At 53.0% G+C, this 15,462-nt stretch carries 11 protein-coding genes; 6 read left to right on the top strand and 5 right to left on the bottom strand.

What is annotated here, in order from left to right; all coding sequences use genetic code 11:
* Positions 1-5: 5 nt before the first annotated feature.
* Entirely contained in the window at positions 6-2,513 is a 2,508-nt protein-coding gene (locus KU854_RS12955; protein ID WP_218358934.1) for a penicillin-binding protein 1A, read from the top strand.
* 47 nt (positions 2,514-2,560) lie between these two features.
* Here the strand turns inward: KU854_RS12955 and oxyR are convergent, their stop codons facing one another.
* Positions 2,561-3,469, bottom strand: coding sequence for a DNA-binding transcriptional regulator OxyR (gene oxyR, locus KU854_RS12950; protein ID WP_218358933.1), 909 nt, complete (start codon positions 3,467-3,469; stop codon positions 2,561-2,563).
* 146 nt (positions 3,470-3,615) lie between these two features.
* Between oxyR and KU854_RS12945 the strand changes: the two genes are divergently transcribed.
* The 3 genes from KU854_RS12945 to KU854_RS12935 all read left to right on the top strand — a co-directional run bounded on the left by KU854_RS12945 (position 3,616) and on the right by KU854_RS12935 (position 6,307).
* Positions 3,616-4,347: a glutathione peroxidase gene (locus KU854_RS12945; protein ID WP_218358932.1), complete on the top strand. Its 732-nt coding sequence runs from the start codon at positions 3,616-3,618 to the stop codon at positions 4,345-4,347.
* 75 nt (positions 4,348-4,422) lie between these two features.
* Entirely contained in the window at positions 4,423-5,874 is a 1,452-nt protein-coding gene (locus KU854_RS12940) for a dihydrolipoyl dehydrogenase (protein WP_218358931.1), read from the top strand.
* A gap of 184 nt (positions 5,875-6,058) precedes the next feature.
* Positions 6,059-6,307: a DUF3624 domain-containing protein gene (locus tag KU854_RS12935; protein ID WP_218358930.1), complete on the top strand. Its 249-nt coding sequence runs from the start codon at positions 6,059-6,061 to the stop codon at positions 6,305-6,307.
* A 91-nt stretch (positions 6,308-6,398) separates the two neighbouring features.
* Here KU854_RS12935 and argH read toward each other — a convergent pair whose 3' ends face one another.
* The 4 genes from argH to argC all read right to left on the bottom strand — a co-directional run bounded on the left by argH (position 6,399) and on the right by argC (position 11,389).
* On the bottom strand, positions 6,399-8,276 hold the full coding sequence (gene argH / locus KU854_RS12930; protein WP_054779495.1) for an argininosuccinate lyase: 1,878 nt from the start codon (positions 8,274-8,276) through the stop codon (positions 6,399-6,401).
* A 35-nt stretch (positions 8,277-8,311) separates the two neighbouring features.
* Positions 8,312-9,523, bottom strand: a complete 1,212-nt coding sequence (locus tag KU854_RS12925) for an argininosuccinate synthase (protein WP_218358929.1) — start codon at positions 9,521-9,523, stop codon at positions 8,312-8,314.
* 68 nt (positions 9,524-9,591) lie between these two features.
* Positions 9,592-10,371 carry an acetylglutamate kinase gene (gene argB, locus KU854_RS12920; protein WP_054779493.1) on the bottom strand — a complete coding sequence of 260 codons (780 nt, stop codon included), beginning with the start codon at positions 10,369-10,371 and terminating at the stop codon, positions 9,592-9,594.
* A 10-nt stretch (positions 10,372-10,381) separates the two neighbouring features.
* A complete protein-coding gene (gene argC / locus KU854_RS12915; protein ID WP_218358928.1) occupies positions 10,382-11,389 on the bottom strand; it encodes an N-acetyl-gamma-glutamyl-phosphate reductase in 1,008 nt (335 codons plus the stop codon).
* Between the two features lie 472 nt (positions 11,390-11,861).
* Between argC and ppc the strand changes: the two genes are divergently transcribed.
* Positions 11,862-14,492, top strand: a complete 2,631-nt coding sequence (gene ppc, locus KU854_RS12910; RefSeq protein ID WP_218358927.1) for a phosphoenolpyruvate carboxylase — start codon at positions 11,862-11,864, stop codon at positions 14,490-14,492.
* Between the two features lie 352 nt (positions 14,493-14,844).
* Complete coding sequence (locus KU854_RS12905) at positions 14,845-15,420, top strand: PadR family transcriptional regulator (protein ID WP_218358926.1); 576 nt, start codon at positions 14,845-14,847, stop codon at positions 15,418-15,420.
* Positions 15,421-15,462: the final 42 nt, after the last annotated feature.

Below are 15,462 nucleotides of genomic sequence, written 5' to 3'. Positions count from 1 at the left end.
ATCAAGTGAAGTTCATTAAGCGACTGCTTATTCTTGCATTAATTTGCATATTACTTGGAGTGGGTACAATTTTTGGTTTCTACATGTATGTGAAACCAGAATTGCCGGATGTAGCCACACTGAAAGACGTGAAACTGCAGACCCCCATGCAGGTGTATAGCGCCGATGGCAAACTGATTTCCCAGTTCGGTGAAAAGCGCCGTATTCCGGTGACTTATGAAGAGATCCCGCAGGATTTGATCGACGCGCTGATCGCAACAGAAGACAGCCGTTTTTACGACCACCCGGGTATTGACCCAATCGGTATCACCCGTGCAGCGGTCGTTGTTGCCCTGTCGGGCAGTGCCAAGCAGGGTGCAAGCACCATCACCCAGCAGTTGGCGCGTAACTTCTTCCTCTCCAACGAGAAGAAGATCATGCGAAAAATCAAAGAGATTTTCATCGCTATCCACATTGAGCAACTGCTGTCAAAACAGGAAATCATGACGCTTTACGTCAATAAGATTTTCCTGGGTTACCGCTCCTATGGTTTCGGCGCTGCCGCGCAGGTGTATTTTGGTAAGAACTTGCAGGATCTGACCTTAAGCGAAATCGCCACCCTGGCCGGTATGCCAAAAGCACCCTCGACCATGAACCCTATCTATTCGCTAGAACGCGCCACTAACCGCCGTAACGTGGTGCTGAAGCGTATGTTGGATGAGGGATACATCACCCGCTCTGAATACGAGCAAGCCAAAGCTGAGCCCATCGTTGCCCGCTACCACGGCGCGGAAATTGAGCTCAACGCCCCTTACATCGCCGAAATGGCGCGCGCATGGGCTGTGGAGCATTACGGCGAAGATGTCTACGAGTCAGGCATTAAGGTATACACCACTGTTGATTCACAGCTGCAGGTGGCCGCGGAAAAAGCCGCGATCAACAACCTGCTGGGTTACGACGAGCGACACGGTTACCGTGGCGCAGTGGCGACCCTATGGAAGGATGGCGCTGCACCATGGGACGCTGAGAAAATTCAAAAGCATCTGGACAACCAACCGACCTATGGTGAACTGAAACCAGCGGTAGTCATCAAAGTGGACGCCAAAACGGCAGAGGTTGAGCTTCAGGACGGACAGATTGCTACCCTACCGTGGGATGGCATGAAATGGGCACGTCGTTATAAAACCGATACCCGCCAGGGGCCTGCACCTAAACAGGCGGCAGATATTCTGGCTGCAGGCGAGCAAATTTGGGTACGCCAGGTTAATGAAGCATGGCACCTGAGCCAGGTACCGGATGCCAACACTGCCATGGTGGCAATGTCGCCGGAAAACGGAGCGATTAAAGCGCTGGTAGGTGGGTTTAACTTCATTCACAGCAAATTCAACCGTGCAACCCAGTCTGTGCGTCAGGTCGGCTCCAGCATCAAGCCATTTATCTACTCGGCAGCGCTGGATCAGGGCATGACATTGGCAACTCTGGTTAACGATGCCCCGATCAACAAGTGGGATTCCAGCCAAGGCACCGCGTGGCGTCCGAAGAACTCACCACCGACATACAGTGGTCCAACCCGCGCCCGTATCGGTCTGGCGCAGTCCAAAAACGTGATGGCGGTGCGCGTGTTGCGCCGTGTTGGTCTGGATGAAACCATCGACTTCCTGACCCGTTTCGGATTTAAAAATGACGAGCTTCCGCGCTCTGAAACCCTTGCACTGGGTGCGGGTAGCCTGACCCCGATGGAAATGGCGCAGGGCTTCAGCGTGTTTGCTAACGGCGGGTACTACCTCAAGCCTTATTACATAGGCAAGGTTGAAAACCCATTCGGTGAGGCGCTTTACACCGCGCATCCGCAGACTATCTGTCGCAGCGACTGCGACAACAGCTCCAAGCTGCATTCAGACAACCTGAAGGAAGAAGAAAACCTGCTGGATCAAACGGCCGACATGGAAAACGAACCCGAGTTTGCCCCACAGGTGATCAGTGCACAAAATGCGTTTCTGGTGCGCGAGATGATGGAAGCGAATATCTGGGGTGGTGGCGACTGGCGTCAGGGTACAGGCTGGAACGGTACAGGCTGGCGTGCACAGAAACCATTGAACCGTCGTGACATTGGCGGCAAAACCGGTACAACCAATGACTCCAAGGACACCTGGTACAGTGGTTTTGCGCCGGGTCTGGTTGCCACGGTGTGGGTCGGTTTTGACGACCACTCACGCGAGCTTGGCAGAACCTCCTACAACGCCAACCTGGATAAAGAACAGGTATCCGGCGCGGAAGCGGGCGCGAAAACCGCGCAACCAGCCTGGATAGACTTTATGGTCGACGCCTTGGTGGATGTACCAGAGCAACGTAAAGACGTCCCGGCTGATATCGTGAAGGTACGTATCGACAGAGCGACAGGCCTGCTGACCCGTAAAGACGATGCCAGCTCGATGTTTGAGTATTTCGTGAAAGGCACGGAGCCGACAGAATACGTTTCATCCGCTGCCACCAGCGGGAATATCTATGAATCAGAAGGCGAAGAGCTGTTCTGATTGTCCTGAAATGAACAAAGGCGCCGGATGGCGCCTTTCTTTTACCTTTAAGCCGCGGCGGGGTTGCAGGTGCCCTGCATTGCTTCGGCGATTACGCCAGCCAGTTTTTCGTAGCGAGCACGCAGCGGTGAACCGGGGCGGTAATCAAGTGTCACCAGACGTTGCGGCTCAGGATCGACGGCTTTCACATACACCACGCCATCACGGTGCATGCTTTTGGGAACGGAAAGTTTCGGCAGCAAGGTGATCCCGGTTTGAGCAGCCACCATGTTACGCAGGGTTTCCAGGCTGGTCGCCCGGAACCGGGTATCCTCGTTGGCCCCGGCAGCAAAACAAAAGCCCATGGCCTGGTCACGGAGGCAATGGCCATCCGCCAGCATCAACAGGGTCTCGCCGTGGAGATCTTCCATCGGCACCGACTCGGCTTTCGCCCATTTGTGCCCTTCCGGCAACGCCAGCAGCATAGGCTCAAGGTAAAGCGGGATCTCTTTAAAGTGTTCGGTTTCTTTCACCGAGGCCAACACAATGCAATCCAGCTTCCCTTCTTCCAATTGCTGAACCAACTGGTGGGTTTGCGCCTCGTGCAGGAAGAGTTCCAAATCAGGAAACGCCTTTTTAATTGCAGGCACAATGTGAGGCAGGAGATAAGGGCCCACTGTCGGGATAAACCCGATATGCAGCGGTCCAGACATATCCTCACCCTGCTGGCTTGCCATCTCTTCCAGCACTTTCACTTCCATCAGGATCTTTTGCGCCTGATGCACCAGTTGCATCCCGGCATCGGTAAAGAGTACCTTGCGGCTGGTGCGCTCCAAAAGCACCACGCCCAGTTCATCTTCCAGTTTCCGGATTTGCCCACTGAGTGTCGGCTGACTGACAAAGCACGCCTCAGCCGCCTTGCGAAAATGCTGATGCTCAGACAAAGCCACCAGGTATTCGAGATCGCGAATATTCACACCGCCCCCTTTGATAGGAATTACTTATCAAAATGATAAACCCAATCAATTAGATCTATCCACCCCAATCCCTCTAATATACACACATCGACCGGGAACACCGGGTTAAAAAATTAATAAATCAATCAATCTTAAGGGGTATTACCATGGAATTTATCAACAAAGAAGGTCAGAAAGTACCAAACGTTACCTTCCCAACCCGTCAGGGCGATGCGTGGGTTAACGTGACTACCGACGAACTGTTTGCAGGCAAAACGGTGGTTGTTTTCAGTCTGCCAGGTGCTTTCACCCCAACTTGTTCTTCAACCCACCTGCCTCGCTACAACGAGCTGTATTCAGTGTTCAAAGAGCACGGTGTTGATGACATCCTTTGTGTATCAGTCAACGACACCTTCGTGATGAACGCCTGGAAAGCCGATCAGGAAGCAGAAAACATCACTTTCATTCCAGATGGTAACGCAGAGTTTACCCGCGGCATGGGGATGGCGGTTGCGAAAGATGATTTGGGCTTTGGTGAGCGTTCATGGCGCTACAGCATGCTGGTGAAAGACGGCGTAGTGCAGAAGATGTTTATCGAACCAAACGAGCCAGGCGACCCGTTCAAAGTGTCGGATGCAGATACCATGCTGGCTTATGTAGCACCACAGCACAAACTGCAAGAATCAATTACGGTATTCACCAAACCAGGTTGTCCATACTGTTCAAAAGCAAAACAGCTGCTGATCGACAACAAGCTACAGTTTGAAGAAATTGTACTGGGTCAGGATGCAACCACGGTGAGCCTGCGTGCAGTCAGCGGTCGCGACACCGTTCCTCAGGTATTCATTGGCGGTAAGCACATCGGTGGCAGCGACGACTTGGAAGCATACTTCGCATAACACCGAACAGGGCAGCGTTGGCTGCCCTTACTTTTCCTGAGGTTGTGGGTAACTGGATTGAATTGGAGAACAACAATGAAAACCTTGAATGTCGACGTAGCAGTGATTGGTGGTGGTACCGCAGGTCTGGGCGCATACCGCGCTGCGAAAGCGCACACTGACAGTGTCGTGATTATCGAAGGCGGTCCTTATGGCACCACCTGTGCCCGGGTTGGCTGCATGCCGTCAAAACTGCTCATCGCTGCTGCGGAGGCCGTTCACCACATTGAAAAAGCACCGGGCTTCGGTGTCTACCCTCAGGGTGAGATCAAAATCAACGGCCGTGAAGTGATGGATCGCGTTAAGCGAGAGCGTGATCGCTTTGTCGGATTTGTCCTCGAAGGCGTGGATGAAATCCCGGCGCAAGACAAAGTCGCAGGCTATGCCAAGTTCATCGACAACAACACCCTGGTGGTAGATGGCCACATCCGCGTTGAAGCCAAGCGCATTGTGATTGCCACTGGCTCGCGCCCAACCTGGCCAGCACCCTGGAATGATTTGGGTGATCGCCTGATTGTGAACGACGACGTCTTTGAGTGGAATGACTTACCAGGATCTGTCGCTGTGTTTGGCCCAGGTGTTATAGGTCTGGAGCTGGGTCAGTCTCTGCACCGCCTTGGTGTCGATGTGAAAGTGTTCGGTGTCGGTGGTCAGGTAGGCCCATTGACTGACCCGACAGTCATGGCATACGCCGACAAAGCATTCAGCGAAGAATTTTATCTTGATGCGGATGCCAAGGTAGAGGAAATGGTACGCGAAGGTGACAAGGTCCATATCCGCTACCTCGACAAACAAGGTCAACCTCAGCGAATGGAAGTGGACTATGTACTCGCTGCAACCGGCCGCCGTCCAAACGTGGATAAGCTGGATATTGAAAATACCAATATCGAACTTGATGCGCGTGGCGTACCAACCGCAGACCCGTACACCATGCAGACCAGTGTGCCTTCGATTTTCATCTCGGGTGATGCAAGCAACCAAGTCCCTCTGCTGCACGAAGCGGCAGATCAGGGACGCATTGCCGGTGACAACGCAGGCCGCTTCCCGGATATCCGGGCCGGACTTCGCCGCAGCAAAATAGCTGCCGTGTTTTCTGATCCACAAATCGCCATGGTGGGTGAAAGCTACAAAGAAATCACTGAACGTCTGGGTAAATGCGGATGTTTTGAAACCGGTGTGGTGTCGTTTGAAAACCAGGGACGCTCACGTGTCATGCTGCGCAACAAAGGCATCCTGCATGTCTATGGCGAGCAAGGCACCGGCCGCTTCCTCGGCGCGGAAATGATGGGGCCAAATGCTGAGCACCTTGCCCACCTGCTGGCATGGGCACACCAGAATCAGATGACGATTTCGCAGATGCTGGACATGCCGTTCTATCATCCGGTGATTGAAGAAGGCGTCCGCACTGCACTGCGTGACCTGAACGCCAAGCTGCACCTTGGCCCTGAAATGATTAAGCACTGCCTGGATTGCGGTCCGGGCTGCTAATTAAAAAAACGCCTTTTCATCCCCTTACGTTGCACGCACTGCAACTTTGACACCGCACTCTCCCCAAGAGTCGGTAGATATCCCAACATCCCTGAGTGGGATTGGGTATCTCATTCGCCCGCCTTTACGGCGGGTCTTTTTGTTTGTAGTCTGCTGGCAGTCCTGACTAATTGCCTGATCCATCATGAGTTGTCGCTTTTGCAAAGACGCATCCCACTCCATCCGCGCCAAACTCGGGCGCTGTAAGCGCTGCATGATCCAGCTCGCCATCATGAACCTGATCCTCTGGCCATGTTGGTTTTTCGGATTCAGTGACACGCCAACGTCGGTAGAATCGATTTCCCTACTGTTTGCCGCAGGTGCCAGCGCCATACTGCTGGCAGCACACCTGATTCTGATGCCTTTTCGCAAAGCGCCAGACCCCAAGCCATAAGCCACACACGGCAACCCAGACAACAGCCTCCTAGCCGGACGACAGAATAAAAAAACCGGCCACTGGGGCCGGTGAAAGGATGCAACCAGGATCAAGCTACATTGGCTTTAGCAATCAGCCTGTCCTGATCAAAGGTAAACTCAAGCGCCACTTCATCACACGCGTGCAGGCGTGGACAACGTTCGCAATCTTTCATGACTTTTTCCGGCAGCAGAGATTTTGATGTTGGAATAAAGCCCTGACGCATAAAGAACTCGGGAACACGGGTCAAAACAAACACTTTTTTGATCGCCATGTTCTTGGCTTTTTTCAGCAGGTTCTGGACGATGGCACTGCCCTGCCCCTGATGCTGCCAGCCGGCTTCCACGCCAAGAGAGCGCACTTCAGCCAGTCCGGAGTCATAAACATACAATGAGGCACAACCGGTCACTTCGCCCTGATGTTCTGCCACAGCAAAAGAGCCAATATCACGCACCAGTTCATTGCGCTCACGCGGCAGGTTTTCACCCAGCCCCGCCCAGTAGGCCACCATACCTTCAATGGCATCGAGATCGGTGAGACGGGCACCGCGCACTTTTACCTGCGGTGAGTAACGTTTTTCCAGACGTTTTTCTGCCTGGCTGATAGCGTATTCCACCTGATTCGGTGCCACACCACCCAGGGCGCAGCGTTTCTCCAGACAGGAATCAATAGTCAGGATGGGGTAAACATCTTCATCAATCACCGGTGAGAACTGCTTCATCTCTTCCAGCGAAAGCTCTTCCAATGCACAGCCTTTTTCAATCGCGGCAACAACGGCTACCCCAACGATATGGTGCGCTTCACGGAACGGAATACCCTTGGCAACCAAATAGTCCGCCAGCTCGGTGGCATTGGAATACCCCTGCATCGCCGCTTCCAGCGTACGGGCTTTGTTGATTTTGATGCCGTCAAAGCAAAGCGCTGCCATTTCAATACAATCAAACCAGGTGTCGAGCGCGTCAAACAGCCCTTCCTTGTCTTCTTGCATATCTTTGTTGTAGGCCAGTGGCAGGGCTTTCACCGTCATCATCATGGCTGACATGGCGCCATAGACGCGGCCGGTCTTACCACGGATAAGCTCCAGTGCGTCCGGGTTTTTCTTCTGTGGCATCAGTGATGAACCGGAAGTGACCGCATCAGCCAGCTCCACAAAACCGGACTCGCCGGAGTTGTAGAAAATCAGGTCTTCGGCCATGCGCGACAGGTGCAACATGGAAATAGACGCCACTGACATCAGCTCCATCACGTGGTCGCGGTCAGAAACCGAATCCAGACTGTTACGGGTGGCGCGACGAAAACCCAGGCTGTGCGCCAGGGATTCACGGTCAATCGGGTAAGCCGTGCCCGCCAATGCACCTGAGCCCAATGGGCAGGTGTCGAGGCGGCTCATGGCATCGCTCAGGCGCGAGTAATCACGCTCAAACATTTCCACGTAGGCAAGACACCAGTGAGCAAATGTCACTGGCTGGGCACGTTGCAGGTGGGTATAGCCCGGCAGAACCGTAGTCTGGTTTTCTGCCGCGACTTTCACCATCTGGTTTTGCAGCTTGTCGAGAGCGAGAAGCAGTTGCTGTCCCTGCTGGCGACACCACAGCTTGAGGTCAGTGGCGACCTGGTCGTTACGGGAACGGCCGGTGTGCAGCTTTTTCCCCAAATCGCCCACTTTGGCGATCAGTTGCTGCTCCACCCAGCTGTGGATGTCTTCGGCGTCAGATTGCAGGATTTGCTCGGGATCTTCCATCACCGCCAGCTTGATCTCGTTGAGCGCAAGCTCAAGGCGCTGTTGCTCAATCTCTGACAGCACGCCTACCGAGCGCAGTGCCTTCGACCAGGCAATCGACCCAACGATATCCTGCTCTGCGAGGCGATAGTCAAAACGCAACGAATCGTTGAACTGCTTAAACCGTGTGTCGGCCGCCTGACTAAACCTTCCGCCCCATAACGCCATACTTACTTCTCCTTAAACTCGATTGCTTCCAGCTGCTATTTTTTCTTTTGTTCGTTCAGCGCACGGATACGGCTCGACAGCGAGTAGAGACGGATAAAGCCGCCAGCATGGCTGTGATCGTAAACGTCATCCTCACCAAAGGTGGCAAATTCTTCCGAATACAGGCTGTTGAGCGAGCGCTTCTGCACTACTGTAGCCTGTCCTTTGTAGAGTTTCACTACCACTTCACCGGTCACAGCTTCCGCCAGGGAATCTGCTGCCGACAGAATCGATTTACACAGCGGGGTGAACCAACGGCCATCGTAAATCAGGTGGGATGCTTTCAAGCCCAGCTCTTCACGGAATTCAAAGCAGTCTTTGTCCAGTACCAGTTGTTCAACGCCACGCAGCGCTTCCATCATGATGGTGCCTCCCGGGGTTTCGTAGCAGCCACGGGACTTCATGCCAACCAGACGGTTCTCGACGATATCAATACGGCCGACACCGTGACGCGAACCTTTCTCGTTCAGGGTCGTCAGCACCTGATAAGGGCTCAGGCGTTCACCATCAACCGCAACCACTTCACCTTTTTCTACCAGCAGTGAAACCGTTTCGGCCTGATCTGGAGCCTGCTCTGGATCGACCGTCCACACCCAGCAGTGCTCGTTAGGTGCGTTCCAGGTATCTTCCAGTACGCCACCTTCGGTGGAGATGTGCCAGGCATTGGCGTCACGGCTGTAGATTTTTTCCAGTGATGCAGTACACGGAATATTGCGCTCCGCCAGGTAGTCCAGCAGTGCTTCACGTGAGCGCAGGTTCCACTCACGCCAAGGGGCAATCACTTTCAGGTGCGGCGCCAGTGCTGCAAAGGCACTTTCAAAACGCACCTGGTCATTACCCTTGCCGGTACAGCCGTGACACAAGGCATCTGCACCCACTTCCAGAGCACATTCAACCTGCGCTTTGGCGATGATTGGGCGCGCCATGGAGGTACCCAGCAGGTATTTGCCTTCGTACATAGCACCGGTTTTCAGGCTTGGGTAAATGTAGTCCGCCACCATCTCTTCTTTCAGGTCAGCGATGTAACACGCTGATGCGCCAGATGCGATGGCTTTCTCTTCAATGCCCACCAGCTCTTCTTCGCCCTGACCCACATCCGCAACGAATGCCACCACTTCACAGTCATAGTTTTCTTTCAGCCATGGAATGATTGCCGACGTATCCAGACCGCCAGAATATGCAAGTACTACCTTTTTGATATCGCTCATTTCAACTTCTCCTTGTTCACCGCTCTGACGGTCAGTACAGGCGGTAACGACTAATAAATATTGTGTAGTTAAACTGTGAAACGGGTGCCGATGTTGCTGCCGCCGAACAATTCGGCCAGCTTGTCGGGATAGCGCCAGCTGGCGACCTGAATAGGACGTCCCAGCGCTTTTGCCGCTTCGAAAGCCGCTTTCACTTTGACAATCATGCCGTCAGTGATAACGCCGCTTTCTATTAATTCATTGGCAGATTTCTCATCCAGGCTTGGCATCAGCTTGCCTTTACCATTCAGTACCCCACTGACATCAGACAGCAGAACCAACTCGGCATCCAGTGCCGCTGCTACCGCTACCGCTGCCTGATCGGCATTGACGTTCATCAACTCGCCTTCAGCATCGATTCCGATAGAGCTGATGATAGGCACTGCGCCAGTCGACAATACCGCTTGCAGCACAGCAGAGTCACCCGGCGCTGCATTACCCACATTGCCAAGCTCAGGGTCAAGCTGAGTCACCTTACAAAGGCCACCATCGGCAAGACTCAATCCAACCGCATTGATGCCACATTTAATCGCTTCTGCTTGCAGCAGTTTATTTGATGTACCCGCTAGCGCACCCGCGACCACATTGATCTGATCTTTTGGCGTGACTCGCAAACCCTGCTTTTTTTCCACCTTCAGGTTCAGTGCTTTCATCAAGTCATCCACCAGATAACCGCCACCGTGAACAATCACCAGATCGCGTGCGGCAGATTGCTGATACTGGCTAATGGCAGCAAACAGCTTATCCAAGGTTTCTGTGCAAGACAGTGCCGCACCACCCAGCTTTACTACTAACGGACGTAAACTCATTGCAACTCTCCTACACAATCGCCGTGAGTGGCGAGAATCCAAAGCGAATGTTTATGCACTGCATTGCCTGACTTGCAGCACCTTTGAGCAAGTTATCGATAGCAGATGTCAGAATCACGTGCTGGCCTTTCACCGACCAGCCAATATCACAAAATCCGGTATTTTGAACAGATTGCAGCTTCGCGCTTTCACCGGCGCCCAATGGACGAACCAGCGGTGTATTTTGATATGCATTTTCAATCGCTTTGGAAACATCAGCCTCACTGACTCCGTCTGCGAGTTTGGCGGTGATAGTCGCCAGAATGCCACGCTTAAAATTGCCAAGGTGCGGGGTGAAAATGACATCGCATCCCAGGTGGGCAGCAATTTCAGGTTGATGGCGGTGAGTAAACACCCCATACGCATGCAGGCTCACTTCACAAAAACTGTTAGTCATGGACGCTTTGCGGCCTGCACCGGAAACACCACTGACCGCATTGATCACAGGCCACTGCGCCAAATCCAGCAACCCAGCCTCTACCAAAGGTTTCAGCGCCAGCTGGGATGCCGTTGGATAACAACCCGGAACAGCAACCAAATCGGCATTGGCAATTGCCGCTTCATTCCACTCAGCAAGACCATAAACCGCTTTGTCCAGCCAATCATTGAACTGATGGGTAAAACCATAGAAATCGGTATAGAAGCTGTCTGATTGCACGCGAAAAGCCCCTGATAAGTCAAAGACTTTGCAGCCTTTTGCGAGGAACAGCGGCGCAATATCGTGACTCACCTCATGGGCTGTCGCCAACAGGACGACATCAGCCTCTTCGGCTACGGCATCCACATCAACCAACGGCAAAAGCGGCAGGTCAACCAGGCCTTTCAAGTTACCGTGCAAAGCACTGATAGGTTTGTTGGCATCCGAACTGTTTTCAGAGACATACAGGCCGGTCAAGGCCAGCGACGGATGCAGGTGTACCATTTTGGTCAGCTCAGCACCGGTATATCCACTGGCGCCGACAATCACTGTCTTTAGCATGAAAGTTCCATTTTTATAAACGATTGAATGATGACACATTCAGCTTGTTCAGCTGCAAGGGGGCAGGCACGCCCAACGGTTTAACGTCGGCGTCGTCGCTGGAGAAGGGGTGTGAAAAGTTTTTCCATCTTAGTATCGTACCTTTTTGTTGCATCCATGCGCTTTCACAAGCTTTTTATAATTTTTTATTCATTTATAATGAATTTATATGTGATTTTTAACGTGAACGAAGCGCCATGTCAACACCTTGGACAAAATAAACCCAACGGGAACAAAACAGCCACATTCACCCCGGTTCGCTGTATGTCATGTGTAATTTTTTTACATCTCCCAAAGCCCCTGTATTTACGGGCTTTGCGGTAAAAATGAACATAATTAATATGACTATGATTGACCTTGGGTAGGCTGATTGGCTAGATTGAGCCATTACGATTGCAATTTGGATGTAACAAAGTTACGAAACGGATGCCTTATGAATGACAAGTACGACGCTCTAAAAAGCAATGTCAGCATGCTGGGTCACCTGCTGGGCAACACCATTAAAGGTGCTCACGGTGAAGAATTGCTGGCCAAGGTAGAAGAGATACGACAACTCTCTAAGTCTGCCTCATCAGGAAACAGTGACGATCACGCCAAACTGATCGATGTCCTGCAAAACCTGCCCAATGACCAATTGCTGCCCGTAGCGCGCGCATTCAGCCAGTTCCTCAATCTCACCAACATCGCCGAACAATATCACTCTGTCTCCCGTCACTGCGAAGAAGCGGTCTGTAATCCAGATAGCCTGGACGACCTATTCATGCGTCTGCAAAACGCTGATGTGACCGACAGTGACAAGCAAAAAGCGGTTGATGACCTGAAAATTGAGCTGGTCCTGACTGCCCACCCGACCGAGATTGCGCGTCGTACCACCATTCATAAACTGGTGCAGATCAACAAGTGCCTGTCCAAGCTGGAACTTGGCGATCTTTCTTCCAGCGAGCGCGACAAAGCTGAACTGCGTCTGGAACAACTTATCGCTCAGGCCTGGCATTCGGATGTTATCCGCAAGCAGCGCCCGACCCCGTTGGATGAAGCCAAATGGGGTTATGCCGTCATCGAAAACAGCCTTTGGCAGGCCGTGCCGGAATTCTTACGTCAATTTGACCAAAAGATGAAGCGCCACCTTGGCCGCAGCCTGGCCGTAGAGTCCTCCCCTATCCAGATCTCAAGCTGGATGGGCGGCGACCGGGACGGTAACCCGTTTGTCACCGCTGAAGTCACCCGTGAAGTGCTGTTGCTGTCACGCTGGAAAGCCGCAGACCTGTATCTGGGCGATATTCAGGAACTCATCAGCGAGCTTTCAATGACCCGCTGCAATGACGTGGTCCGTGCCATGGCCGGTGACGAGCATGAACCGTACCGCGCTATCCTGAAATCGCTGCGCACAACACTGAACAACACCTTGGAATATCTGGATGCACAAATCCATGGTCGCCGTAACGACGAGAAGGATATTCTTACCAACGTCGACCAGCTGTGGACACCACTGCATGCCTGCTACCAGTCTCTGCATGAGTGTGGCATGGGCATTATTGCCGATGGCTTATTGCTCGATACCCTGCGCCGTATCCGCACCTTCGGTGTGAATCTCATCAAGCTGGATATTCGCCAGGAGAGCACCCGCCACGCAGACGCTATTTCTGAAGTGACCCGTTGTCTCGGCATGGGCGATTACAGTCAGTGGAGCGAGCAGGACAAGCAAGCATTCCTTATCCGCGAACTGAGTTCAAAACGTCCATTGCTGCCACGTGACTGGGAGCCGTCTGACAACGTACAGGAAGTGCTTGATACCTGCCGTATCGTGGCGCAACAGCCACGCGAAGCCCTAGGCGCCTATGTGATATCGATGGCGCGCACCGCCTCTGACGTGCTGGCTGTGCATCTGCTGCTCAAAGAAGCTGGCTGCCCATTCCGTATGGACGTTTGCCCGCTGTTCGAAACCCTGGATGACCTCAACAACGCCAAATCCGTCATCAGCCAGTTGCTGAGCATCGACTGGTACCGCGGCTTTATCCAGAACTTCCAGATGGTCATGATCGGCTACTCCGATTCGGCCAAAGATGCCGGTGTGATGGCCGCAGGCTGGGCCCAGTACAAAGCGATGGAACAACTGGTCGCGCTGTGTGAAGACGCCGGTGTCGATCTGGTGCTGTTCCACGGCCGTGGCGGTTCCATCGGTCGTGGCGGTGCGCCTGCTCATGCAGCACTGCTTTCACAGCCACCTCGCAGCCTGAAAGGCGGCCTGCGCGTGACTGAGCAGGGCGAGATGATTCGTTTTAAACTTGGCCTGCCAGATGTCGCTATCCAGAGCCTCAACCTCTACGCCAGCGCGATTTTGGAAGCCAACCTGCTGCCTCCACCAGAGCCGAAGCAAGAGTGGCGTGACCTGATGGAAACCCTGAGTGAGGTTTCCTGCGAAGCCTACCGTGATGTCGTGCGCGGCCACAAAGACTTTGTGCCGTACTTCCGCGCCGCCACCCCTGAAATGGAATTGGGCAAACTGCCGTTGGGTTCTCGCCCATCGAAACGTAACCCGAACGGGGGCGTAGAAAGCCTGCGTGCTATTCCATGGATTTTCGCCTGGAGCCAGAACCGTCTTCTGCTGCCGGCATGGCTGGGTGCCGGTCAGGCGATCCAGTTTTCCGTTGACCATGGCCACCTCAACCAGCTGGAAGAAATGTGCCGCGAATGGCCATTCTTCTCAACCCGTCTGGGTATGCTGGAAATGGTGTTCACCAAAACGGATCCGTCGATTTCCAAATACTACGACGAGAAGCTGGTTGACCCATCCCTGTGGTCTTTGGGCGAGCAATTGCGCGACCGCCTGGCACAGGACATCAAAGCCGTGCTGATGGTAGAAAACAGTGACCACCTGATGGAACAAAACCCATGGGGCGCCGAGTCCATCCGCTTGCGAAGCATCTATGTTGAGCCACTTAACATGCTGCAGGCTGAGCTTCTATGCCGTACCCGCGCGGCAGAAGGCGAGCACAGCGATCTGGACGAAGCATTGATGGTGACCATTGCCGGTATCGCTGCGGGCATGCGCAACACCGGATAAATGAGAAATCGATTCAAAATTAAGAAAGGCTGCCAAGTTGCAGCCTTTTTTATTTTTGGTAAGCCTTTTTCGTTTGTTGTTGCATTGATAATGTTATTAGTATGTTGAGTAGCCAGTGTGCAAAGTCGCCTCGACCAAGTACTTACTGGTAATACCGACAATTAAATTGCCGTTTTGGTGTTTGATAGAGCGCATTTTTCACCCTTCTTTTTGGGTGACCTGTTGGCAACATACGCCCTCTACAGACATAGAAAAACGCGACGATCCACCCAGTGTTGGGAAGATAAACACATCGCCAAAGAGCGACATCCCAGGGCGAGGATCGCCTTTTTTGATATTTTGGATAGAAGAGATGTCACTACCGCATGTAATTCTAACGGTGCTCAGCCACCGTGACGCAACAGGTTATGATATAACCAAAGAGTTTTCTAACGCTATCGGCCACTTCTGGAAAGCCAGCCACCAACAGGTCTACCGTGAACTCAACAAGCTCGCCGATATGGGCGCGGTAAGTTGTCGTCTCGAACCTCAGGATGGCAAACCGGATCGCAAGGTCTATTCCATTACAGATATCGGCAAACAAAGCCTGTATGAATGGTTTCTGATCCCGGCCAAGCACCCGACTGACCGCGACGAGGTGTCCGCCAAATTGCTGACCTGCAGCATCTTTGACCCGGCTCCTATGATCGAGCACATCAATGCCCTGATGGAGGAGGCACGCTTAAAACTCAGCCAGTATCGCGATATGGAACGCCACCACTATGCCGATCTTTCCCTGCTTTCCCGTGAAGGCCGGTTAGAAAGACTGACACTGCGCAGGAATATACTGCGTCAGGAAGCGTGGCTGACCTGGGCTGAAGAAGTACTGATCGAGCTCAGCGCCATGGAAACCATGGTGGCAAACCACAAGATTGCCGCCCACAACTGATCCCAGATGTTTACTGGGGTTAACCGAAAAAAACCGTCGCTG

It is taken from the genome of Enterovibrio paralichthyis, assembly GCF_019209835.1.
In the GTDB taxonomy this organism is placed as follows: domain Bacteria; phylum Pseudomonadota; class Gammaproteobacteria; order Enterobacterales; family Vibrionaceae; genus Enterovibrio; species Enterovibrio paralichthyis.
Note: the sequence above shows the minus strand (reverse complement) of the source record. Positions and strands in the feature narration are given on the sequence as shown.

Excerpts from the sequence above, each read along its gene's own strand:
- KU854_RS12945 (WP_218358932.1), top strand. The coding sequence starts at position 3,616 with ATGGAATTTATCAACAAAGAAGGTCAGAAAGTACCAAACGTTACCTTC.
- KU854_RS12940 (WP_218358931.1), top strand. The coding sequence starts at position 4,423 with ATGAAAACCTTGAATGTCGACGTAGCAGTGATTGGTGGTGGTACCGCA.
- KU854_RS12935 (WP_218358930.1), top strand. The coding sequence starts at position 6,059 with ATGAGTTGTCGCTTTTGCAAAGACGCATCCCACTCCATCCGCGCCAAA.
- argH (WP_054779495.1), bottom strand. The coding sequence starts at position 8,276 with ATGGCGTTATGGGGCGGAAGGTTTAGTCAGGCGGCCGACACACGGTTT.
- KU854_RS12925 (WP_218358929.1), bottom strand. The coding sequence starts at position 9,523 with ATGAGCGATATCAAAAAGGTAGTACTTGCATATTCTGGCGGTCTGGAT.
- argB (WP_054779493.1), bottom strand. The coding sequence starts at position 10,371 with ATGAGTTTACGTCCGTTAGTAGTAAAGCTGGGTGGTGCGGCACTGTCT.
- argC (WP_218358928.1), bottom strand. The coding sequence starts at position 11,389 with ATGCTAAAGACAGTGATTGTCGGCGCCAGTGGATATACCGGTGCTGAG.
- ppc (WP_218358927.1), top strand. The coding sequence starts at position 11,862 with ATGAATGACAAGTACGACGCTCTAAAAAGCAATGTCAGCATGCTGGGT.
- KU854_RS12905 (WP_218358926.1), top strand. The coding sequence starts at position 14,845 with ATGTCACTACCGCATGTAATTCTAACGGTGCTCAGCCACCGTGACGCA.